23 protein-coding genes are annotated in these 19,403 nt (G+C 70.5%); 9 read left to right on the forward strand and 14 right to left on the reverse strand.

Annotated elements, in window-relative coordinates; translation table 11 throughout:
* On the reverse strand, positions 1–586 hold a 586-nt coding region (locus OKJ99_RS27240; RefSeq protein WP_326020255.1), incomplete at its 3' end, for a TerD family protein.
* 136 nt (positions 587–722) lie between these two features.
* Here OKJ99_RS27240 and OKJ99_RS27245 point away from each other — a divergent pair.
* Entirely contained in the window at positions 723–2,216 is a 1,494-nt protein-coding gene (locus OKJ99_RS27245) for an amino acid permease (protein WP_407700775.1), read from the forward strand.
* A 4-nt stretch (positions 2,217–2,220) separates the two neighbouring features.
* Here the strand turns inward: OKJ99_RS27245 and OKJ99_RS27250 are convergent, their stop codons facing one another.
* Positions 2,221–3,660 (reverse strand): alkaline phosphatase PhoX, encoded by a 1,440-nt coding sequence (locus tag OKJ99_RS27250; RefSeq protein WP_326020257.1) that lies wholly within the window; start codon positions 3,658–3,660, stop codon positions 2,221–2,223.
* A gap of 116 nt (positions 3,661–3,776) precedes the next feature.
* Between OKJ99_RS27250 and OKJ99_RS27255 the strand changes: the two genes are divergently transcribed.
* From OKJ99_RS27255 to OKJ99_RS27270, 4 genes are all read left to right on the forward strand, one after another.
* Positions 3,777–4,541 carry an SDR family NAD(P)-dependent oxidoreductase gene (locus OKJ99_RS27255; protein ID WP_326020258.1) on the forward strand — a complete coding sequence of 255 codons (765 nt, stop codon included), beginning with the start codon at positions 3,777–3,779 and terminating at the stop codon, positions 4,539–4,541.
* Between the two features lie 174 nt (positions 4,542–4,715).
* A complete protein-coding gene (locus OKJ99_RS27260; protein ID WP_326020260.1) occupies positions 4,716–4,955 on the forward strand; it encodes a hypothetical protein in 240 nt (79 codons plus the stop codon).
* 50 nt (positions 4,956–5,005) lie between these two features.
* Complete coding sequence (locus OKJ99_RS27265) at positions 5,006–6,160, forward strand: chymotrypsin family serine protease (protein WP_326020262.1); 1,155 nt, start codon at positions 5,006–5,008, stop codon at positions 6,158–6,160.
* A 14-nt stretch (positions 6,161–6,174) separates the two neighbouring features.
* Complete coding sequence (locus OKJ99_RS27270) at positions 6,175–6,621, forward strand: hypothetical protein (RefSeq protein WP_326020263.1); 447 nt, start codon at positions 6,175–6,177, stop codon at positions 6,619–6,621.
* Positions 6,622–6,770: 149 nt separating this feature from the next.
* Here the strand turns inward: OKJ99_RS27270 and OKJ99_RS27275 are convergent, their stop codons facing one another.
* Positions 6,771–8,210 (reverse strand): hypothetical protein, encoded by a 1,440-nt coding sequence (locus OKJ99_RS27275; protein WP_326020265.1) that lies wholly within the window; start codon positions 8,208–8,210, stop codon positions 6,771–6,773.
* A 276-nt stretch (positions 8,211–8,486) separates the two neighbouring features.
* On the opposite strand from OKJ99_RS27275, the gene OKJ99_RS27280 reads away from it, so the two are divergent.
* The gene (locus tag OKJ99_RS27280) at positions 8,487–10,328 is read left to right on the forward strand and encodes an endonuclease/exonuclease/phosphatase family protein (protein WP_326020267.1); all 1,842 of its coding nucleotides are present in this window, start codon (positions 8,487–8,489) and stop codon (positions 10,326–10,328) included.
* A gap of 51 nt (positions 10,329–10,379) precedes the next feature.
* On the opposite strand, the gene OKJ99_RS27285 is transcribed toward OKJ99_RS27280, so the two are convergent.
* The 4 genes from OKJ99_RS27285 to OKJ99_RS27300 form a co-directional block, all read right to left on the reverse strand.
* A complete protein-coding gene (locus OKJ99_RS27285) occupies positions 10,380–11,132 on the reverse strand; it encodes an SRPBCC family protein (protein ID WP_326020269.1) in 753 nt (250 codons plus the stop codon).
* A gap of 63 nt (positions 11,133–11,195) precedes the next feature.
* Positions 11,196–11,861: a hypothetical protein gene (locus tag OKJ99_RS27290; protein ID WP_326020271.1), complete on the reverse strand. Its 666-nt coding sequence runs from the start codon at positions 11,859–11,861 to the stop codon at positions 11,196–11,198.
* Entirely contained in the window at positions 11,858–12,028 is a 171-nt protein-coding gene (locus OKJ99_RS27295; RefSeq protein WP_326020273.1) for a hypothetical protein, read from the reverse strand. The genes OKJ99_RS27290 and OKJ99_RS27295 overlap by 4 nt, the downstream gene beginning before the upstream one ends.
* Positions 12,025–12,324: a hypothetical protein gene (locus OKJ99_RS27300; RefSeq protein ID WP_326020275.1), complete on the reverse strand. Its 300-nt coding sequence runs from the start codon at positions 12,322–12,324 to the stop codon at positions 12,025–12,027. Before OKJ99_RS27300 ends, OKJ99_RS27295 begins: the two co-directional genes overlap by 4 nt.
* Before the next feature lie 212 nt (positions 12,325–12,536).
* Between OKJ99_RS27300 and dapA the strand changes: the two genes are divergently transcribed.
* The 3 genes from dapA to OKJ99_RS27315 all read left to right on the forward strand — a co-directional run bounded on the left by dapA (position 12,537) and on the right by OKJ99_RS27315 (position 14,455).
* Positions 12,537–13,424 (forward strand): 4-hydroxy-tetrahydrodipicolinate synthase, encoded by an 888-nt coding sequence (dapA, locus tag OKJ99_RS27305; RefSeq protein ID WP_326020277.1) that lies wholly within the window; start codon positions 12,537–12,539, stop codon positions 13,422–13,424.
* A 64-nt stretch (positions 13,425–13,488) separates the two neighbouring features.
* The gene (locus OKJ99_RS27310) at positions 13,489–14,088 is read left to right on the forward strand and encodes an SMI1/KNR4 family protein (protein ID WP_326020278.1); all 600 of its coding nucleotides are present in this window, start codon (positions 13,489–13,491) and stop codon (positions 14,086–14,088) included.
* A gap of 43 nt (positions 14,089–14,131) precedes the next feature.
* Positions 14,132–14,455 carry an SCO4225 family membrane protein gene (locus OKJ99_RS27315; protein WP_326020279.1) on the forward strand — a complete coding sequence of 108 codons (324 nt, stop codon included), beginning with the start codon at positions 14,132–14,134 and terminating at the stop codon, positions 14,453–14,455.
* Positions 14,456–14,528: 73 nt separating this feature from the next.
* Here the strand turns inward: OKJ99_RS27315 and dapD are convergent, their stop codons facing one another.
* The 7 genes from dapD to sufC form a co-directional block, all read right to left on the reverse strand.
* Entirely contained in the window at positions 14,529–15,518 is a 990-nt protein-coding gene (gene dapD / locus OKJ99_RS27320) for a 2,3,4,5-tetrahydropyridine-2,6-dicarboxylate N-succinyltransferase (RefSeq protein WP_326020280.1), read from the reverse strand.
* A 104-nt stretch (positions 15,519–15,622) separates the two neighbouring features.
* Positions 15,623–16,162 (reverse strand): TetR/AcrR family transcriptional regulator, encoded by a 540-nt coding sequence (locus OKJ99_RS27325; protein ID WP_326020281.1) that lies wholly within the window; start codon positions 16,160–16,162, stop codon positions 15,623–15,625.
* On the reverse strand, positions 16,162–16,482 hold the full coding sequence (locus OKJ99_RS27330; protein WP_326020283.1) for a DMT family transporter: 321 nt from the start codon (positions 16,480–16,482) through the stop codon (positions 16,162–16,164). The genes OKJ99_RS27325 and OKJ99_RS27330 overlap by 1 nt, the downstream gene beginning before the upstream one ends.
* 87 nt (positions 16,483–16,569) lie before the next feature.
* A complete protein-coding gene (locus OKJ99_RS27335; RefSeq protein WP_266720908.1) occupies positions 16,570–16,908 on the reverse strand; it encodes a metal-sulfur cluster assembly factor in 339 nt (112 codons plus the stop codon).
* Entirely contained in the window at positions 16,905–17,363 is a 459-nt protein-coding gene (gene sufU / locus OKJ99_RS27340) for a Fe-S cluster assembly sulfur transfer protein SufU (protein ID WP_326020284.1), read from the reverse strand. The genes OKJ99_RS27335 and sufU overlap by 4 nt, the downstream gene beginning before the upstream one ends.
* Positions 17,364–17,375: 12 nt before the next feature.
* Complete coding sequence (locus OKJ99_RS27345; protein WP_326020285.1) at positions 17,376–18,635, reverse strand: cysteine desulfurase; 1,260 nt, start codon at positions 18,633–18,635, stop codon at positions 17,376–17,378.
* A complete protein-coding gene (gene sufC / locus OKJ99_RS27350) occupies positions 18,632–19,396 on the reverse strand; it encodes a Fe-S cluster assembly ATPase SufC (RefSeq protein ID WP_266720902.1) in 765 nt (254 codons plus the stop codon). Before sufC ends, OKJ99_RS27345 begins: the two co-directional genes overlap by 4 nt.
* Between the last annotated feature and the right edge of the window lie 7 nt (positions 19,397–19,403).

Genomic DNA, 19,403 nt, shown 5'->3' on the forward strand with positions numbered 1-19,403 from the left:
CGACCCGCGGCGTCGTCGGCGCGGGCATCGCGGCCGGCGGGGCGGGCGGGGCCTGGGGAGCCGGGGTCGCGGCGGGGGCGGCCGGCTCCTCCACCGACACACCGAAGTCCGTGGCGATACCCGCCAGCCCGTTCGCATACCCCTGGCCCACCGCGCGCGCCTTCCACGCGCCGTTCCTCAGGTACACCTCCATGACCACCAGCGCCGTCTCCGCACCGAGCTGCGGCGGCGTGAACGTGGCGAGCACCGAGCCGTCGTCCGCGCCGCGGATCGTGGCGGTCGGTTCGACGCCCTGGAACGACTGGCCCTCGGCGTCCGGGCTCGCGGTGACGACGATCTTCTCGATGCCCGGCGGGACGGCGGACGTGTCCACCGTGATGGAGTCCGGCGCGCTGCCGCCACCCGATGTGTACGTCACACCGGGCCCCGAGGGCTGGTTGTAGAAGATGAAGTCGTCGTCCGAGCGCACCTTGCCGTCGGCGGTGAGCAGCAGGCCCGATACGTCGAGCCGCACGGGCGCCGTGACGTCAACCGCCACGCGCTGCACGGTGAGCGGGATGTTCGAGCCGGGAGTCATTGCGGTCATGCCTGGGGTAACGATCGACCCCGCTTTACCGTTCCCTTACCCGCGACTTTCACCGGGGACTTTTCTCGCCCCCGCGGGCCTGCGGCGCGTAGCTGCGACGCCGGGCGGTTAATTTGCGAGAGTGCCCGTCGTGAACATGCACAAAGGCCACCAAACCGGACCGGCGGGGGAAGACCCCCACCTGGACGATCCGATCACCGCCGAAGGGGTCACCGACGCCGGTGACCTCGGGTACAGCAAGAGTCTCAAGTCCCGCCACATCAGCATGATCGCGATCGGTGGGGCGATCGGTACGGGGCTCTTCCTCGGCGCGGGCGGCAACCTCGCCAAGGCGGGCCCCGCCCTCGCGTTCGCGTACGCGATCTGCGGCGTGTTCGCGTTCTTCGTGGTGCGGGCGCTGGGCGAACTGGTCGTGCACCGGCCATCCTCCGGCTCCTTCGTGAGCTACGCGCGCGAGTTCCTCGGCGAGCGGGGCGCGTTCGTGGCCGGCTGGATGTACGTACTGAACTGGTCCTCGGCGGGGATGGCCGACATCACCGCCGTCGCCCTGTACGTGCACTACTGGTCGATGTTCACGACCATCCCGCAGTGGGTGCTGGCCGCGGTCGCCCTCGCGATCGTGCTGACCATCAACCTCATCTCCGTGAAGAGCTTCGGTGAGATGGAGTTCTGGTTCGCCATCGTGAAGGTCGCGGCCCTGGTGCTGTTCCTGCTGATCGGGATCTTCTTCCTGGTGACGGGGAAGCCCGTGGACGGAACCCACGACCCCGGCATCTCGCTCATCAGCGACAACGGCGGCTGGTTCCCGCTGGGCGTGCTACCCGTCGTCCTCATCACGCAGACCGTGGTCTTCGCGTACGCGGCGGTCGAGATGGTCGGTGTGACGGCCGGCGAGACCGCGGAGCCGGAGAAGGTCGTGCCGAAGGCCGTGAACTCGATCATGTGGCGGGTCGGCATCTTCTACGTCGGCTCGGTCGTGATGCTGACGCTGCTGCTGCCCTGGACGGCGTACTCGGCGAACGAGAGCCCGTTCGTGACGGTCCTCTCCAAGATCGGGATCCCCTCGGCCGGCGGCATCATGAACCTGGTGGTGCTGACCGCCGCCATGTCCTCGCTCAACTCCGGGCTCTACACCACGGGCCGCATCCTGCGCTCGATGTCGATGGCGGGCTCGGCCCCCTCGTTCACGGCCCGGATGAGCGGCAGCCATGTCCCGTACGGCGGGATCCTGCTGACGGCGACGGTGGCGATGTTCGGGGTCGCGCTCAACGCGTGGCTACCGGAGGACGCGTTCGCCATCGTCACGAACATCTCCTCGCTCGGCGTCATCTCCACCTGGGTCATGATCATGCTCTGTCACCTGGTGTTCGTGCGGCGGGCGCGGGAAGGCGTCGTGCACCGGCCCGCGTTCCGGCTGTGGGCCTCGCCGTGGATCGAGCTGACGACGATCGTGTTCCTGTTCGGCGTGGTCGTGATGATGTGGTTCGACAAGGACGGCGCGGGCCGCGACACGGTGCTGATGCTGGTCCCGATCGCGGTGTGTCTGACGATCGGCTGGTACGCGGTGCGGGGGCGGGTCCACCGGATCGCCTCGGAACGCGAGGCGCCGCCGGTGGACCCGCTCGAGTGAGAGCTCAGCGCTGACGCTTCCAGGGGCCCTCGATGGCCAGCATGATGCCGGGGTTCTGGATGTTGGCGTAGAGGGTCGAGCCGTCGGGCGAGAAGGTCACGCCCGTCATCTCGCTGTACTCCGGCTCCGCTTCGGTGCCGATGTTGAGGTCGTTGCGCGCGATCGGGTAGGTACGGCCCTGCTCGGTCGCCCCGAACAGGTGCTGAATACCCTCGCCGTCCTCGGAGATGACCAGACCGCCGTACGGGGAGACCGTGATGTTGTCCGGGCCGTCGAAGGCGCCGTCCTTCGACGGGTCGGGGTTCACGCCGAGCAGCACCTTCAGGGTGAGGGTGCGGCGCTTGGGGTCGTAGAACCAGACCTGGCCGTCGTGCGCGACGGGGCTCTCCTCGCGGGCGTACGAGGAGACGACGTAGGCGCCGCCGTCACCCCACCACATGCCCTCCAGCTTGCGGGCGCGGGTGATCTCGCCGTCCTTGAACTGCTTGCGCGTGGAGACGGACTTGGCGTCGCGGTCCGGGACGTCGACCCAGTCGACGCCGTACGTCGTGCCGAGCTTCGTGGCGCGGGACAGGTCGTCGACGAAGCGGCCGCCGGAGTCGAAGCACCGGGTCGCCTGGAGCACGCCCGCGTCGTCGGCGAGGGTGCGCAGCTTGCCGCGGCCGTGCTCGAAGCCCTTCGGCGGAACCCAGCGGTAGAGCAGGCCGTTGGGGCCCGACGCGTCCTCGGTGAGGTAGGCGTGGCCGCGCTTGGGGTCGATGACGACGGCCTCGTGCGCGTAGCGGCCGAACGCCTTGATGGGCTTGGGGGCCTTGTTGGCACGACGATCGGCGGGGTCGACCTCGAAGACGTAGCCGTGGTCCTTGGTGAACCCGTTCTTGCCGGCCTTGTCCTCGGTCTCCTCGCAGGTCAGCCAGGTGTTCCACGGGGTGTGGCCGCCCGCGCAGTTGGTGGCTGTGCCGGCGATGCCGACCCACTCGGCGACCTCGCCGCCGCGGCGCACCTCGACGACCGTGCAGCCGCCGGCCGCCATCGGGTCGTAGACGAGGCCCTCGGTCAGCGGCACCGGGTGCGGCCAGTCGGCGCGGGCGCCCGCGAGCTCGTGGTTGTTGACGAGCAGCGTGGCGCCGCGCGGGCCCGCGAAGGTGGCGGTGCCGTCGTGGTTGGAGGGCGTGAACTCGCCGGACTCCAGCTTGGTCTTCCCGGAGTACGTGATGACCTTGTACGAGAAGCCCTCGGGCAGCGCGAGGATGCCGTCGGGGTCGTCGATCAGCGGGCCGTAGCCGACGCCCCTGTCCTTGCCCTTGAGGACCTCGACGGAGGCGTCGTCGGTGGCCGCGAGCGCGTTCGGTGCGGTGGCCAGGGAGCCGACGGACCCGGCGAGTGCGATGCCGGCGCCGGTGGCCGCGGATCGTCTGGTGAAGTCCCTGCGAGTGAGCGACATGCTGGCTGTCTCCCGTAATGATCGATGAGAGTGAACGGGCCCTGTTTTCGGCCATACGTTCTCGCTCGCGTATAAACGGCGGTTGAACACCGTCCGACGTCGAGGGGCCCGCTTACATGACTTCCGTGAACCTGGAACCGTCCGACCGCCGTGTCCTCGTCTCCGGGGCCTCGCGCGGCCTCGGCCGGGCCCTCGCCCGCGCCTTCGCGGCGAACGGCGACCGGGTGGCCGTGCACTACGGCTCGCGGGAGGACGAGGCACGGGCCACGCTCGACTCGCTCGCCGGCGAAGGGCACGTCCTCGTCGGCGGCGACATCTCCGGCCCCGACGGCGCGGCGTCCGTCGCCGAGCGCGCGATCGAGGGCCTCGGCGGCCTCGACGTCCTGGTCAACAACGCGGCCGTGAACACCCCGCATCCGCCTGCCAGCACCCCGTACGAGGAGTGGGTTCGGCAGTGGCAGAGCCACGTCTCCGTGAACCTGCTCGGCACCGCGCACCTCAGCCACCTCGCCGCGCAGCGCATGATCGGGCAGGGCACGGCGGGCCGCATCGTCAACATCGGCTCGCGCGGCGCGTTCAAGGGCGAGCCCGACCACCCGGCGTACGGGGCGACGAAGGCCGCCGTGCACGCGCTCGGCCAGTCCCTCGCGGTGGCGCTCGCGCCGCACGGGATCGGGGTGGCGTCGGTGGCGCCCGGCTTCATCGAGACGGAGCGGGTGGCGCACCGGCTGACCGATGAGGTGCGCGCGCAGAGCCCGTTCGGCCGCGTGGCCTCGGCCGAGGAGATCGCGGAGGCCGTCCTGTGGCTCGCCTCACCGGCCGCCCAGTGGTCCTCCGGCACCGTCCTCGACCTGAACGGCGCCTCGTACCTGCGTACGTGACCCGGGCGCGTCCGCCGGAGTCCTCACAGGGCCCGGCAGAATCTTCGTAAAGAAGGTCAACAAGCGCATCTCACCCCCAAACCCATGATTTCGCGCGGACCTCCTTGACCGGCTCCCCGAGCGGCAATAGACAGACGGCAGCAGACCGTTCGAAGGTCGGAGGGTGGCGAGCCGATGGACGTACGCCAGGCACGCAGCCTCCATGAGAGCCGGCTGATGAGGCTGGCCAATGTCACCGGAGTCGGGACCGGGAAGGACGAGCACTCGGGCGAGGACGTCATCGTCGTCTTCGTGACCCGCAAAGTGCCCCGCGACCGGCTCCGTGCGGAGGACGTCGTCCCCGAAACGCTCGACGGGGTACCGGTGCGTGTGCTCGCGATCGGCGACGTGCACGCACAGGACGACGAGCGGTGAGGGGTCCCCCGCACTTCAGCGGCAAGTCAGGGGAATAGAGGTGGTCTGGCGTGCGCCAGCCCGAATTGATGCGCGGACCCGCCGGAGGGCAGCTCAGCGACAGCTCCCGGCAGCAAGCGACCAGTGACTTCCTGCGGCGCGAGGCGCCCCTCGCCAATGTGGTCGGCTTCGGCCACGGCGTGAAATGGTCGAACGGCGAGCCGACGGGCGAGGAGGCCGTCCTCGTCTTCGTGACCCAGAAGGTGCCCGAATCCCTGCTCCCTGAACGGGATGTGATCCCGCGTCAGATGGACGACGGCACCCCGACCGACATCGTGGCCGTCGGCCACATCTCCGCCCAGCGCCGGCAGAGCCGCCCCTCCGGAGCCCGCTCCGAAGAGGTCTCGTACGGCCCCGACGGCGGGATCGCCCAGCAGCTCTCCGGCGTCGGCCAGCCGCTCCTCGAGGAGCTCGGCGGGCTCGGCGCGTTCGAGCCGCAGCAGCTCGTACGCCGGATGCGGCCGTGCCCCTCCGGCTTCTCGGTCGGCAACGTCGCCATCACCGCGGGCACCCTCGGCAGCGTGGTCTACGACTTCCTGCCGGGCGCCACGGTGGACCCGCCGGGACCCGGCCTCGGCACCCCGGCGAAGTTCTACGTCCTCTCCAACAACCACGTCCTCGCCGACTCCAACCGGGCCCAACTGGGCAGCGCCATCGTGCAGCCCGGCCGGTTCGACGGCGGCACGGACCCCGCGGACCGCATCGCCACGCTGTCCCGCTTCATCACCATCCAGTTCGCCCCGCAGACGCCGCTGGAGCGGCAGAACAACGTGGTCGACGCCGCGCTCGGCGAGGTCCAGTTCCAGGACGCCACGCGCGAGCAGTACTTCAGCGGTGCGCCGCGCGCCTGGCGCCGCAAGGCGAACGTCGCGGTCGGCGACCTGGTGAAGAAGACGGGCCGTACGACGAACGTGTCCTTCGGCCGGATCGTCGCGGTCGACGCGACGATCGACGTCAACTACGGCACGGCGGGCACGGCCCGCTTCAAGGACCAGATCCTCACCACCAACATGTCCGCGGGCGGCGACTCCGGGTCCCTCGTGACGTCCTACGACAACGTGGCGGTCGGCCTGCTGTTCGCCGGGTCGTCGACGGTCACGGTCGAGAACCACATCGAGAACGTACGCGCCCTGTTGCGCGTCGAGATCTCCGAGCAGCTGGCGTAGGAGGAGGTGACCTCATGACCACTCAGGCACGCAAGGGCAAGGGCCAGACCCGCGCGGAACACCGCTTCCACAACCCGCAGGGCGCGGAGGTCAAGACCCGCGACGAGGCGTTCGCCGCGCCGCGCGAGGTGTCGGCGGAGGCGCTGACGGTCGACTGCAAGCTGGAATTGAACAACGGCTCGGTCACCTTCGCCATCACCGCGAAGATAAACCCGAACACGCACCCCTTCGTGGTGACCGGCGGCCAGATCACGTCGGGCATCTGCGGCGCCCCGTGGGACATCACGGGCGGCTTCATCGGCGACACCATCCGCCTGGACGCGAAGCGGGCGGGCCAGGGTTCGTGCGCCTCCACGATCACCGTGGTCGGCGAATTCCAGAACCCACCGTCGTACCGAGGCACGTACGGCTTCGACGGCGCATCATCCTCGTTCAAGCACACGACGCGCTATCTCTGCTAACAGCGCTTCAGCGCGCCCGCGTCCCGAGGACGCGGGCGCGCACTCATCAAGCGCCTTCGGCGGCGGGTGAGCCATTTAAGCCCCTGCGGCGATTGAGCAGCGGGGTCCGGGGCAGCGCCCCGCGACCGCAACCACGGCGCCGCGCAACATCAACTCCCGGTGGCGGACCTCGCCTTGAACGCCGCCTTCCGCGCCTCCTTGGCCACCTTCTTGTCCGGGTGAAGGCGCCCCATCGCCTCCAACACATCCGCCGTGGCGGGATGTTCGACCCGCCACGCCGCCGAGAAGAACCCACTGTGCTGCGCCGCGAGCCCCTCCACCAACGCCTGCAACTCCTCCGAGTTCCCCTCGATGGAAAGCTGCGCAGCAATCGTGTCGACGGTCAGCCAGAACACCAGGTCCTGCGACGGCGCCGGCACATCCGCGAACCCGTGCTCGGCCAGCCACACCCGGGCCAGACCGCCCAGTTCCGCGTCGTCGAGCACCTCACGCAGCGCCGGCTCGGCCTCCACGCCGACGAGCGAGAGCGCCTGCTGGCAGCGCAGCCGCCGCAGCGGCGCCCACGCGTCGGCGCCGCGCGCCGCGCCCAGCAACTCCCGTGCCGCGGCGAGCGGTTCGCGCCGCGCGAGCCACTGCTCGATCTCGACCTGCGCGGCCGCCTCGGGGAACGTGCTCGTGCCGTCGAGCAGCGCGTCGGCGCCCTTGTCGGCGAGGTCGCCGACGGCCGGGGCGTCCAGGCCCGCGTCGAGCATCCGGGACCGGATCCCGTACAGGCCGAGCGGGGTGAGCCGCACCATCCCGTAGCGGGAGACGTCCGAGTCGTCGACCGGCTCCGCGACCGGCTCGTCGGCGTCGGCCATCAGCGCCTCGTCGACCGGCTGGAACTCCACGAGGCCGATCGGGTCGAGCAGCCGGAACTGGTCGTCGAGCCGCATCATCGCGTCCGAGACCTGCTCAAGCACGTCGTCGGTCGGCTCGCCCATGTCGTCGGGCACGATCATCGACGCGGCGAGCGCGGGCAGCGGCACGGCCTCCTCGCCGGCGCCGCCCTCGCTGACGGTCAGCAGATACAGGTTGCCGAGCACGCCCTCCAGGAACTCGGACTCCGCCTCGGGGTCCCAGTCGAGCTGCGAGAAGTCGATCTCGCCGCCCTCCTCCATGGCCCCGACCAGGTCGTCGAGGTCGGGCACGCTCGCGTCGGCGAGCACGGTGTCGAGCGCGCCCAGCCACACCGTGAGCACGTCGGAGGGGCCGCCGGAGGTGAGCGTGCCGAGCTCCTCGCCGACCGTGACGGTGCCCTCCTCCTCGTCGACGACCTCCACGAGGCCCGTGTCGACGGCGATGCGCCAGGCCTCGCTCGCGTACGCGGCGCCTTCGGCCTCGTCGACGGAACCGGTGAGCCCGAGCTCGGCCGCGGCAGCGGGCAACTGCTCCTCGACGAGTTCACCGCCCGCGCCGACGCGAGTCCCGGGACCGGCCCAGCGGGCGAGCTTCACCGCTCGGGACAGGAGAGGGGCGGCAAGGGCATCCCGCGCCAGCTCCGCTTCGGCGGGCAGCCGCACCGGCGGCAGGGGGGAGCTGTCTGACATCGGCTGGTTCTCCTCATGGGGCTTACGTTGCGACCGCCCACCCTAGACGGATATGCCCCCATGCCGCCGGGTTCATCGACCGGTCGACATCCCCTCATGTCCCCGACATCCCCGAAACCTTGACAACTCACGGGCGCAGGACGGAAATTGACGCGCGTAGAAGTACGTGGGGGCGTACGGGGGTGCCCTGCGCGCGCCGCACCGCTCCCGCCGTCCCAGGTCCCGCTCCGCCACCACGTCCCGGCACCCGCCGGCCGCACGTCTCCGGAGGATCCGTTGTCCCGTTCGACGTCCCACTCGTTCTCCCGGTCGCGCCTCGCCGCGCTCGCCGTCGCCTGCGCCGCGGTGTCCGGCACCCTCGCCACGCTCCCCGCCCACCCGGCCGCGGCCGCCGACGTCGCCATCCACGACATCCAGGGCGCCACCCGCATATCCCCGCTCACCGGACAGCAGGTCACGGGCGTGACGGGGGTGGTGACGGGCGTCAGAACGTACGGCTCGTCCCGCGGCTTCTGGTTCCAGGACACCAGGCCCGACGCCGACCCGGCCACCAGCGAGGGCGTCTTCGTCTTCACGAGTTCCACTCCCACCGTGAAGGCCGGAGACGCCGTCACCGTCTCCGCAACGGTCTCCGAGTACGTACCCGGCGGCGCCTCGTCCGGCAACCAGTCGCTCACCGAGCTGACGAAGCCGACCGTGACCGTGAACTCGTCGGGCAACCCGGTGCCGGTCACCACGGTCAGCGCCGCGTCGGTCCCCTCCGCGTACGCGCCGCAGGGCGACCCGGCGGCGAACGGCTCCGTCAACAAGCTGCCACTGCGCCCGCGCGCGTACGCCCTCGACTACTACGAGTCCCTGGAGGGCCAGAACGTGCGCGTCGGCTCCTCCCGCGTCGTCACCGCGTCCGACGCGTACGGCGAGCTGTGGGTCACCGTCAAGCCGCACGAGAACCGCACGAAGCGCGGCGGCACCCGCTACGCCTCGTACGAGGACCAGAACGGCGGGCGCCTGCAGATCCAGTCGCTCGGGGCGCTCGACGACTTCCCCGCGGCCGACGTCGGCGACGTCCTGACCGGCGCCACAGAGGGCCCGCTCGACTTCAACCAGTACGGCGGATACACGCTGGTGGCCCGGGAGTTGGGCGACCTGCGACAGTCGGGCGTCGAGCGCGAGACGACCCGCGCGCAGAAGTCCGGCGAGCTGGCCGTGGCGACGTACAACGTGGAGAACCTCGACCCGTCCGACGCCACCTTCGACGCGCACGCCGCCGCGATCGTCGACCATCTGCGCTCGCCCGACATCGTGTCCCTGGAAGAGATCCAGGACAACAACGGCGCGAAGAACGACGGGACGGTCGCCGCCGACGCGACGATGCGCAAGCTCATCGACGCGATCGTCGCCGCGGGCGGACCCCGCTACGACTGGCGTTCGATCGACCCGGAGAACAACAAGGACGGCGGCGAGCCGGGCGGCAACATCCGCCAGGTCTTCCTGTTCAACCCGGACCGCGTGTCCTTCACCGACCGTCCCGGCGGCGACGCGACCACACCGGTGGGTGTGACCAGCGCGCACGGCAAGGCGGCGCTCACCGCGTCGCCCGGCCGCGTGGCACCCGGCGACGCCGCGTGGGCGAACAGCCGCAAGCCGCTGGCCGGCGAGTTCACGTTCCGCGGCAAGTCCGTCTTCGTGATCGCCAACCACTTCGCGTCGAAGGGCGGCGACCAGGGCCTGACCTCCCAGTACCAGCCGCCCGCGCGCTCCTCGGAGACGCAGCGGCACGCGCAGGCGACGGTGGTGAACGCCTTCGCCAAGGATGTCCTGAAGGCGCAGCCGGACGCGGACGTGATCACGCTCGGCGACATCAACGACTTCGAGTTCTCCGGCACGACCCAGCGCCTGGAGGCCGGCGGTGGGCTCTGGTCGGCGATCAAGTCCCTGCCGAAGCACGAGCGTTATACGTATGACTACCAGGGCAACAGCCAGGTCCTCGACCAGATCCTGATCAGCCCGTCGGTCAGGGCGAAGAAGGCGTTCGCCTACGACAGCGTGCACATCAACAGCGAGTTCCACGACCAGATCAGCGACCACGACCCGCAGGTCCTGCGCTTCCGTCCCTGACGGCAAGCCCGGGGCCGGGGCTGGGGCCGAGGCTGGGGCTGGGGCCGGGGGCTAGGCGAAGATCCGCGCCAGCCAGTCGCCCCACTCGACCTCGTTCCGCGCGGCATCCGCGTCCGGCGCGAAGTCATGGACGCTGATGCCGACGGGCGCGCCCCAGTGGCCGCGGCCGAAGAAGCGGTACAGGGCGTCCTCCGTGCGCAGGCCGAGGAAATACGCGTCGCGGTAGTCGAGTACGGCGTCCAGGGCATGTCCGGCCGGGCCCTGGACGCGGACCCGCGCGCCCTCCGTCGCGTCGACGGGCAGGCCGAGCGTGCGGCCGACGGCGGTGAGCGCCTCACGGTTCGCGGAGCTGCCGGGCCCGTCGAGCGTGGCGAAGGCGATCGGGCGGCCGGCGAAGTGCGTCACGTACTGGCGCAGCGTGTGCAGGTAGAAGTCGGTGTGCTTGTCGGCGCCGTCGTAGAGGTCGTCCCAGTTCTCGGTGAAGACGCCGCTGTGGACGTAGCGGACGCGGGACCGGCCGCCGCCGTCGCGCGGCTCGATGGCCCAGTCGATCTGGTTGAGCGGCTGGCCGGGCGGCAGGGCGGCCGGGTCGTCGGAGCGGACGGTGAGCCGGCGCGGCGGGTCCCACACGGTCAGCACGGAGCGGAAGGGGCCCTCGCCGCCCTCCTTGGGCTCGTACTCCATGGGCCACAGCCAGCCGCCGGACCCCTTGGTGACGGCGTCCCACACCTGCTGGGGGGCGACGCCGACCTCGAACTCGCGCGGGATCTCGAACGGCTTTCCGCCGTCACGGGCCCCGCTCATGACCGCCGCCTTCGTCGCATGGACTCACGGTCCCACAGGTCAACCGACCCCGCCCCCGCGCGACTATCCACCGCCTCCCATCGCCCGCCCCAGACGCGCCAACTGCCCCTGGAACCAGTCGAGTCGAGCCTGGAGCAGCGCCGCCTCCGCGGCCAGTTCGGGCACTCCGGGGGCGGGCCCCCGCGACCCCGCGCCGGGTGCGGCGCGCACCCGCAGCCCGTCACCCGCGAGCCGGGCGAACGCCTCCAGGGTCCAGCGCGGCCTCCCGCCCACGCACCCCGCACACGCCGCCTCCAGCACCGACCGACCCGCACGCCCCCACCCGGCGTCGGCGAGCACCGCCGCCTCCGCGCCGCACGGGCACGGCCCGACGGTGGCGGCCCGCACCCGCTGCCGCCCGTAACGGAACCCGCGCTCGAACCGGATGTAGGGCCCGAGGACGGAGACCTCGAGCAGCACCGCCCTACGGTGCTCGGCCTGCACCAACAGCCCTTCCGCGCACCGGCGTTCGTGTACGCAGTGGAATCCGCAGTCGCAGCGCCGGTGCGGTGCGCTGTGCCGCCGCCCGTACACGCAGCGCGCCTCGTCGAGCACCTTGTAGGGCGCGGCGGCACCGAGCGAGACACCCAGAAATCCGGCGCCCCCACCGTCCGCGCCGAGCACGGGGTGGGCGATTTTGTAACCGGTGGGCGGCTCCGTCGGGCGCTCCTGAGGGAGCCGCGGCCTCATCGCTCCGCCGGGACCTCGGCGGGCTCCGGTACGGCATCGCGCACGACGGCATCGCGCATGGCGGCGTCGACCGCCAACTCCTGCGCCAGTTCGTCCATTTCGGGCCGCTCGGTCTCCCGCGGCGCTTCTTCGGCGATTCCGGTGGCGAGTGCCTTGCCGAGCCTCATGGTGCCTCCCCTGAACGGCCTTCGGCGACCTGGTTGCCGGTCACCGGCCTCTCATGGTGGCGCAGACCGCTCGATTTGGCACCAGCGCGTTCGGCATCCTGCACGAGCAGGGCGTGCTCGTCGGCCACCAGCGCCTCGGCCACGGCCACCGCCCGCTCCCCCGCGAGCCGCAGCCCGGCCTGCGACCAGGGTTCGGGCGCCGGGTGCCGGCGCCGCCACCAGGCGGCGCACGCCGCGTAGAGCCCACTCGCACACATCACCGCGGGCGCGGCAAGCGCCATCACCACGTCTCGCACCACACGCACCTCGCGAACGGACCAGCGTCTTCACTGCGGTTCATCGGATTCCCGCCGCGCCACCTGAAGCACACATCTCAGCCAAACCGGACGTCGGGTGGCGAATTCCAGCCCCACGGCTCCGCTTCCACCTCGACACTTCAGCAGTGCTTCGCACCACCTCGTAGCAGAATTAAGTGGAGCTACATCGCGCCCGGGCCGACACTCCCCTCATGACCGACGCAACCCCACCTCCCTCCCCCTTCAACCGCGCCCTGTGCGCCATGGTCACGCCCTTCACACGGACGGGGACGCTCGACCTGGCCGCCGCCCAGAAGCTGGCCGACCAGCTGGTCACCGAGGGCTGCGAGGGCCTCGTCCTGTCCGGCACGACCGGGGAGTCGCCGACCACGACGGACACGGAGAAGGCGGATCTCGTGCGGGCGGTGCGCGAGGCGGTCGACGGCCGCGCGAAGGTCGTCGCCGGCGTCGGCACGTCCGACACCCGGCACACCGCCGACGTCGCCCGGCAGGCCCAACAGGCGGGCGCGGACGGCCTGTTGGTGGTAACTCCGTACTACAGCCGCCCGCCGCAGGACGCGATCGAGGCCCACTTCCGCGCGATCGCCGACGCCACGGACCTCCCCCTGATGCTCTACGACATCCCGGGCCGCACCGGCACCCGCGTCAAGCCGGACACGATGATCCGGCTCGCGGACCACCCCAGGATCGTCGCCGTGAAGGACTGCGCGTACGACCTTCTCGGCACCCAACGGGTCATGTCCGAAACGGACTTGGCGTACTACACGGGCTGCGACGAGTACGTCCTGGCGCTGTACGCACTGGGCGGCGCGGGCTACGTCTCGACGGTCTCGAACGTGGCGCCCGCCGCCTTCCGCGCCATCATCGACGCGTACGACGCGGGCGACACGAAGGAGGCCGCCCGCCGCCAGCAACTCACCGTCCCGCTCACCCAGTTGATGATGAACGCGGGCCTACCGGGAACGGTCACCGTGAAGGCGCTCCTCGGCGGCCCGGTCCGCGCACCACTGCAACCCGCCGACCAGGAGACGGCCGACGGACTGCGGGCGGCGCTGGAGAAGCTGCTCAGCGCGTCGTGAACTGGGGCGACCAACGCCTTGCGGAAGTCGCTCAGGCGGGAATTCTTCCGGGTAACTTCCCCGGGTGGACAACGGCAGAGAACCGATCGACGAGAAGACGCTGCGCGGCCTGATGGAAGCGCAGCGGATCGCGGCGGAGCAGCGGCAGGTGGCGGCCGCGTGGGGGCGGATCGAGGCGTGGCTCGGGGAGCACGCGCGCGGCTCGCTGGCGGCGCTGCGCCCGGGCACGTACGACGAACTGCCCTGGGCGGCGTTCATGCTCGAAGAGATGGCGCTGCTACCGCTGGACCGGGTCGCCGAGCTGTACGAGTTCCACATGAGCGTGCACCGGCACTCGGGCATCGACGAGGACGAGGAAGGGGCCGTCCCGTACTGGCGCGCGTCCTGGATCCCGCTCTGCGCAGGCAGCCACTACGAGCGCTATCCGCTGCTGTACGTCGACCTGGAGACGGGACGCGTCTGTTTCTGCTCCCGCTACGGCGAGCGCAGCCCTCGCTACGAGTCCGTGACCGACTACCTGGAGGAGATGGCCGACCGCCTGGAGTCACCCCACCTGCTGGACGGGCCCAGACCGGGCACGATGGACCTGCGCGCCCTGGTCTGGGGGCACTCGGCACCCGAACCAGGTACGGATACTCATGACGGGGCCGCGGACCCGGCGTGACCATGGGGGAAGAACGGCACCATCACCCACGGGGAGTCGACCGATGAATGCCCGCACCCTTCTGCGCCTGACCGTCACCAACCCGGCGTCGGCCATCTACCTCGGCCTCGTCGGCGCGTCCGTCGTGTTCACCGGTGTCGTCCTGCTGACGTCCTCCGACCCGGGCTTCGTCGGCGTTTGGCCCGTCTTCTTCACCGCCCCGACGTCCCTGCTCGCGATGGGGATCATCGGCGCGGTCGGGGGCATCGAGGCGCCCATGTGGCTCCTCGCCGCCGGCATCGTCGTGAGCGCGCTGCTCCAGTCCCTGGCCCTCGGCGCGGCCTACGAGGCGCTGCGCGGCCGCCGCCTCGGCGGCCGGACCGCCTGACACCTTCCGCGGACACGCGAGCGCCCTCCCGTGAGCCACGGGAGGGCGCTCGCCTGTACCGGCCTGTCGCAGGTCAGTTGTGGCTGTGCAGCACCTCGTTGAGGCCGCCCCACACCGCGTTGTTCGGGCGGGCCTCGACCGTGCCGGTCACCGAGTTGCGGCGGAAGAGGATGTTCGAGGCGCCGGAGAGATCGCGGGCCTTGACGACCTGGCCGTCGGGCATCGTCACGCGGGTGCCCGCGGTGACGTACAGGCCGGCCTCGACGACGCACTCGTCGCCGAGCGCGATGCCGACGCCCGCCTCGGCGCCGACGAGGCAGCGCTCGCCGATGACGATGCGGACGTTGCCGCCGCCGGACAGCGTGCCCATCGTGGAGGCGCCGCCGCCGATGTCCGAGCCGTCGCCGACGACGACGCCGGCGGAGATGCGGCCCTCGACCATCGACGTGCCGAGCGTGCCGGCGTTGAAGTTCACGAAGCCCTCGTGCATGACCGTGGTGCCCTCGGCGAGGTGCGCACCCAGGCGGACGCGGTCGGCGTCGGCGATGCGCACGCCCTTGGGGGCGACGTAGTCCGTCATGCGCGGGAACTTGTCGACGGAGGTCACGGCCAGGTGCAGGCCCTCCGCGCGGGCGTTCAGCCGGGCCGTCTCCAGGTTGTCGACGGCGACCGGGCCGAGCGAGGTCCAGGCGACGTTGGCGAGGAGGCCGAACACGCCGTCCAGGTTCTGGCCGTGCGGCTTCACCAGGCGGTGGGAGAGCAGGTGCAGGCGCAGGTACGCGTCGTGCGCGTCGAGCGGCTTGTCGTCGAGGGACGCGATGACCGTACGGACGGCCACGGTCTCCACGCCACGGCGGGCGTCGGGGCCGATCGCCTTCGCCGCGCCCGCGCCGAGCAGCTCGACGGCCTTCTCGGCGGAGAGCTTCTCGGTCCCGGCGGGACCCGGCTCCGCGACGAGTTCGGGGGCGGGGAACCAGGTGTCGAGAACGGTGCCGTCGGACGTAACGGTGGCGAGGCCGGCGGCGACGGCGCCGGTGGAGCGGGAGGCAGTGGTGTCGGTCATGCCCCAAACCTAATCGGCGCCGGCCCGCGGAGGCTAACCGGTCGGTGCCCCCGTCTCACGTGCCGGGCGCCGACCGCCCGCCCGACCCCCGCGTCTCCGACATGTCACCGAATCAGCCGCGCCAGCATCTCCCGCGTGTACCCGGCGTCGTACTCGCCGCCCGTCAGCAGCACTTGGAGCGAGATGCCGTCCATCAGCGCGACCATCGCCCGCGCGGTGACCGGGTCGGTGCGCCGGGCGACGACCTCCGCCAGCTCCTCGCACCACTCGGCGGCGACGGGCCGCAGCGCGGGTCGGCGCAGCGCGGCCAGGTACAGCTCGTACTCCAGCTCCACGCCGACCCGGTCCCCCGCCAGCCACTCGCCGAGCAGGTCGGCGAGCTCGGCGGGCAGATCGCTGCCCGTGTCCGCGAGGGCGTGGTGCGCCGCGACGACCTTCGCGAAGCCCTCGTTGGCCTGCCGCAGTGCGGCCACCATCAGCTCGTCGAGGGTCTTGAAGTGGTAAGTGGTCGAGCCGAGCGGCACGTCGGCCTCGCGGGCGACGGAGCGGTGGCTGAGCCCGCCGATGCCCTTCGACCCGACCACCCGGATCGCGGCGTCGATGATCCGCTGGCGGCGCTCGGGGTCGTAGCGGCGCGTCCTCATCAGTGCGCCCCGCCCATATTGAGCAGCACGACCCCGCCGATGACGAGGACGATCCCGCCGACCTTGGCGAGCGTCAGGCCCTCGCCGAGGAACAGCATGCCGATCGCGGCGATGACGGCGGTGCCGGTGCCCGCCCAGATCGCGTAGGCGGTGCCGATCTGCACGGTCTTCAGCGTCTGCGCGAGCAGCGCGAACGCGACGATGTAGCCGGCGACGGTGAGCAGCGAGGGCCAGAGCCTGCTGAACCCCTCGCTGTACTTCATGGCGGTGGTGGCTCCCACCTCGGCGGCTATGGCGCCGGCCAGCAGCACGTATCCCATGCGTACGAGTGTACACATCGTTGCGTACACCCGTACACAACCAGGCCACGAAAAAGCCCCTCCGGTGACCGGAGGGGCTTGATCAGCTCACACGTTGAAGCCGAGCGCCCTCAGCTGCTCGCGGCCGTCGTCCGTGATCTTGTCCGGGCCCCACGGCGGCATCCAGACCCAGTTGATCCGGAGCTCGTTGACGATGCCGTCGGTCGCGGACTTCGCCTGGTCCTCGATGACGTCCGTGAGCGGACAGGCCGCCGACGTCAGCGTCATGTCGATCGTCGCGATGTTCGCGTCGTCGACGTGGATGCCGTAGATCAGGCCCAGGTTGACGACGTCGATGCCCAGCTCGGGGTCGACGACGTCGTACAGCGCCTCGCGGACCTCCTCCTCGGAGGCCGGCTTCATCTCCACTGCTGTGCTGTCACTCATGCGGTCTTCGCCTCCTCCGCGAAGGCCTGGGCCGTCGCGTCCTTCCACGCCATCCAGCTCAGGAGGGCGCACTTGACTCGTGCCGGGTACTTGGAGACCCCTGCGAACGCGACGGCGTCCTCCAGGATCTCCTCCATGTCGTCGTCCGGCTCCAGCTGCCCCTTGGACTGCATCAGCTCCAGGAACGTCGCCTGGATCTTCCGCGCGTCGATGAGTTCCTTGCCGACCAGAAGGTCGTTGAGGACGGACGCCGAGGCCTGGCTGATGGAGCAGCCCTGGCCCTCGTACGACACGTCCGCGATCTTCTCGCCGTCGTACTTCACCCGCAGCGTGATCTCGTCGCCGCACGTCGGGTTGACGTGGTGCACCTCGGCGTCGCCGTCCCGCAAGCCCCGGCCGTGCGGGTGCTTGTAGTGGTCCAGGATGACTTCCTGGTACATCGAATCCAGCTTCACTGTCCCCAGCCCTTAACCGAAGAAGTTCCGTACGTGCTCCAGGCCGTCGACCAGAGCGTCGATCTCGCCGGGCGTGGAGTACAGATAGAACGACGCTCGCGTGGTCGCAGGAATTCCGTACCGCAGGCAGACCGGCCGCGCGCAGTGGTGGCCGACCCGGACCGCGATGCCCAGCTCGTCGAGAACCTGGCCCACGTCGTGCGGGTGGATGTCGCCGAGCGTGAAGGAGATCGCCGCGCCCCGGTCCTCGGCCGTGGTCGGGCCGATGATCTTGAGGTCCGGGACTTCCTGGAGGCGCTTGACCGCGTACTCGGTGAGCGCGTGCTCGTGGGCGAGGATCTTGTCCATGCCGATCGAGTTCAGGTAGTCGATCGCCGCACCGAGGGCGATGGCCTGCGAGATCGGCGGCGTACCGGCCTCGAACTTGTGCGGCGCGGGAGCGTACGTCGACGAGTGCATCGACACGGTCTCGATCATCTCGCCGCCGCCGAGGAACGGCGGCAGGTCCTCAAGGAGTTCCTGCCGGCCCCACAGCACGCCGATGCCGGTCGGGCCGCACATCTTGTGGCCGGTGAAGGCCACGAAGTCGGCCTGCAGCGCCTGCACGTCGAGAGGCATGTGCGGAGCGGCCTGCGAGGCGTCGATCAGGACCAGGGCGCCGACCTCCTGGGCGCGGCGCACGATGGCCTCGACCGGGTTGTGGGTGCCCAGGATGTTCGACACGAGCACGAAGGAGACGATCTTCGTCTTCTCCGTGATGACCTCGTTGATGTTGCTCAGGTCGAGGCGGCCGTCGTCGGTGAGGCCGAACCACTTCAGCTTCGCGCCGGTGCGCTGCGAGAGCAGCTGCCACGGAACGATGTTGGAGTGGTGCTCCATCTCCGTGATCACGATCTCGGTCTCGTGATCGACCTTGTACGGCTCGTCGGCCCAACCGAGCATGTTGGCAACGAGGTTGAGCGACTCCGAGGCGTTCTTCGTGAAGATGACCTCGTCGCGGCTCGGCGCGTTGATGAACGCGGCGACCTTGTCGCGCGCGCCCTCGTACAGCGCCGTGGCCTCCTCGGCGAGCACGTGGACGCCGCGGTGGACGTTGGCGTTGTGCTGTGTGTAGTACTCGTCGATGGCGTCGAGGACCTGGCGCGGCGTCTGCGAGGTCGCCGCGTTGTCCAGGTACACGAGCTTCTTGCCGTCGTGGAGCACCCGGTCGAGGATCGGGAAGTCCTTGCGGATCGCCTCGGTGTCGAGGAGGCCCGGCAGCTGATGCGTCACGCCGATACGCCACCCTTCGTGTACTTCTCGTAGCCCTCGGCCTCGAGGGTGTCGGCCAGCTCGGGGCCGCCGGACTCGACGATCCGGCCCGCCGAGAAGACGTGCACGAAGTCCGGCTTGATGTAGCGCAGGATGCGCGTGTAGTGCGTGATCAGCAGCGTGCCGACCTCACCGGTCTCACGGACGCGGTTGACGCCGTCCGAGACCTGGCGCAGGGCGTCGACGTCGAGGCCGGAGTCGGTCTCGTCGAGGATCGCGATCTTCGGCTTGAGGAGCTCCATCTGGAGGATCTCGTGGCGCTTCTTCTCACCGCCGGAGAAGCCCTCGTTCACGTTGCGCTCGGCGAAGGCCGGGTCCATCTGGAGGGTCTCCATCGCGCCCTTGACCTCCTTCACCCACGTGCGCAGCTTGGGGGCCTCGCCGCGGATCGCCGTGGCGGACGAGCGCAGGAAGTTGGAGACGGAGACGCCGGGGACCTCGACCGGGTACTGCATGGCCAGGAACATGCCGGCGCGGGCGCGCTCGTCGACGGACATCTCGAGGACGTCCTCGCCGTCGAGGGTGACGGTGCCCTGCGTGATCGTGTACTTGGGGTGTCCCGCGATGGAGTAGGCGAGGGTCGACTTGCCGGAGCCGTTCGGGCCCATGATGGCGTGCGTCTCGCCCTGCTTCACGGTGAGGTCGACGCCCTTGAGGATCTCCTTCGTGGCGTTGTCGGCCTCGACGGTGACGTGCAGGTCTCGGATTTCAAGCGTAGCCATGGGTGTC

It is taken from the genome of Streptomyces endophyticus, assembly GCF_035798155.1.
Lineage (GTDB): Bacteria > Actinomycetota > Actinomycetes > Streptomycetales > Streptomycetaceae > Streptomyces > Streptomyces endophyticus.

Bases quoted from the DNA above. Each gene is read 5' to 3' on its own strand.
- OKJ99_RS27245 (WP_407700775.1), top strand. From the start codon at position 723: ATGCACAAAGGCCACCAAACCGGACCGGCGGGGGAAGACCCCCACCTG.
- OKJ99_RS27250 (WP_326020257.1), bottom strand. From the start codon at position 3,660: ATGTCGCTCACTCGCAGGGACTTCACCAGACGATCCGCGGCCACCGGC.
- OKJ99_RS27255 (WP_326020258.1), top strand. From the start codon at position 3,777: ATGACTTCCGTGAACCTGGAACCGTCCGACCGCCGTGTCCTCGTCTCC.
- OKJ99_RS27260 (WP_326020260.1), top strand. From the start codon at position 4,716: ATGGACGTACGCCAGGCACGCAGCCTCCATGAGAGCCGGCTGATGAGG.
- OKJ99_RS27270 (WP_326020263.1), top strand. From the start codon at position 6,175: ATGACCACTCAGGCACGCAAGGGCAAGGGCCAGACCCGCGCGGAACAC.
- OKJ99_RS27275 (WP_326020265.1), bottom strand. From the start codon at position 8,210: ATGTCAGACAGCTCCCCCCTGCCGCCGGTGCGGCTGCCCGCCGAAGCG.
- OKJ99_RS27285 (WP_326020269.1), bottom strand. From the start codon at position 11,132: ATGAGCGGGGCCCGTGACGGCGGAAAGCCGTTCGAGATCCCGCGCGAG.
- OKJ99_RS27290 (WP_326020271.1), bottom strand. From the start codon at position 11,861: ATGAGGCCGCGGCTCCCTCAGGAGCGCCCGACGGAGCCGCCCACCGGT.
- OKJ99_RS27295 (WP_326020273.1), bottom strand. From the start codon at position 12,028: ATGAGGCTCGGCAAGGCACTCGCCACCGGAATCGCCGAAGAAGCGCCG.
- dapA (WP_326020277.1), top strand. From the start codon at position 12,537: ATGACCGACGCAACCCCACCTCCCTCCCCCTTCAACCGCGCCCTGTGC.
- OKJ99_RS27315 (WP_326020279.1), top strand. From the start codon at position 14,132: ATGAATGCCCGCACCCTTCTGCGCCTGACCGTCACCAACCCGGCGTCG.
- dapD (WP_326020280.1), bottom strand. From the start codon at position 15,518: ATGACCGACACCACTGCCTCCCGCTCCACCGGCGCCGTCGCCGCCGGC.
- OKJ99_RS27325 (WP_326020281.1), bottom strand. From the start codon at position 16,162: ATGAGGACGCGCCGCTACGACCCCGAGCGCCGCCAGCGGATCATCGAC.
- OKJ99_RS27330 (WP_326020283.1), bottom strand. From the start codon at position 16,482: ATGGGATACGTGCTGCTGGCCGGCGCCATAGCCGCCGAGGTGGGAGCC.
- OKJ99_RS27335 (WP_266720908.1), bottom strand. From the start codon at position 16,908: ATGAGTGACAGCACAGCAGTGGAGATGAAGCCGGCCTCCGAGGAGGAG.
- sufC (WP_266720902.1), bottom strand. From the start codon at position 19,396: ATGGCTACGCTTGAAATCCGAGACCTGCACGTCACCGTCGAGGCCGAC.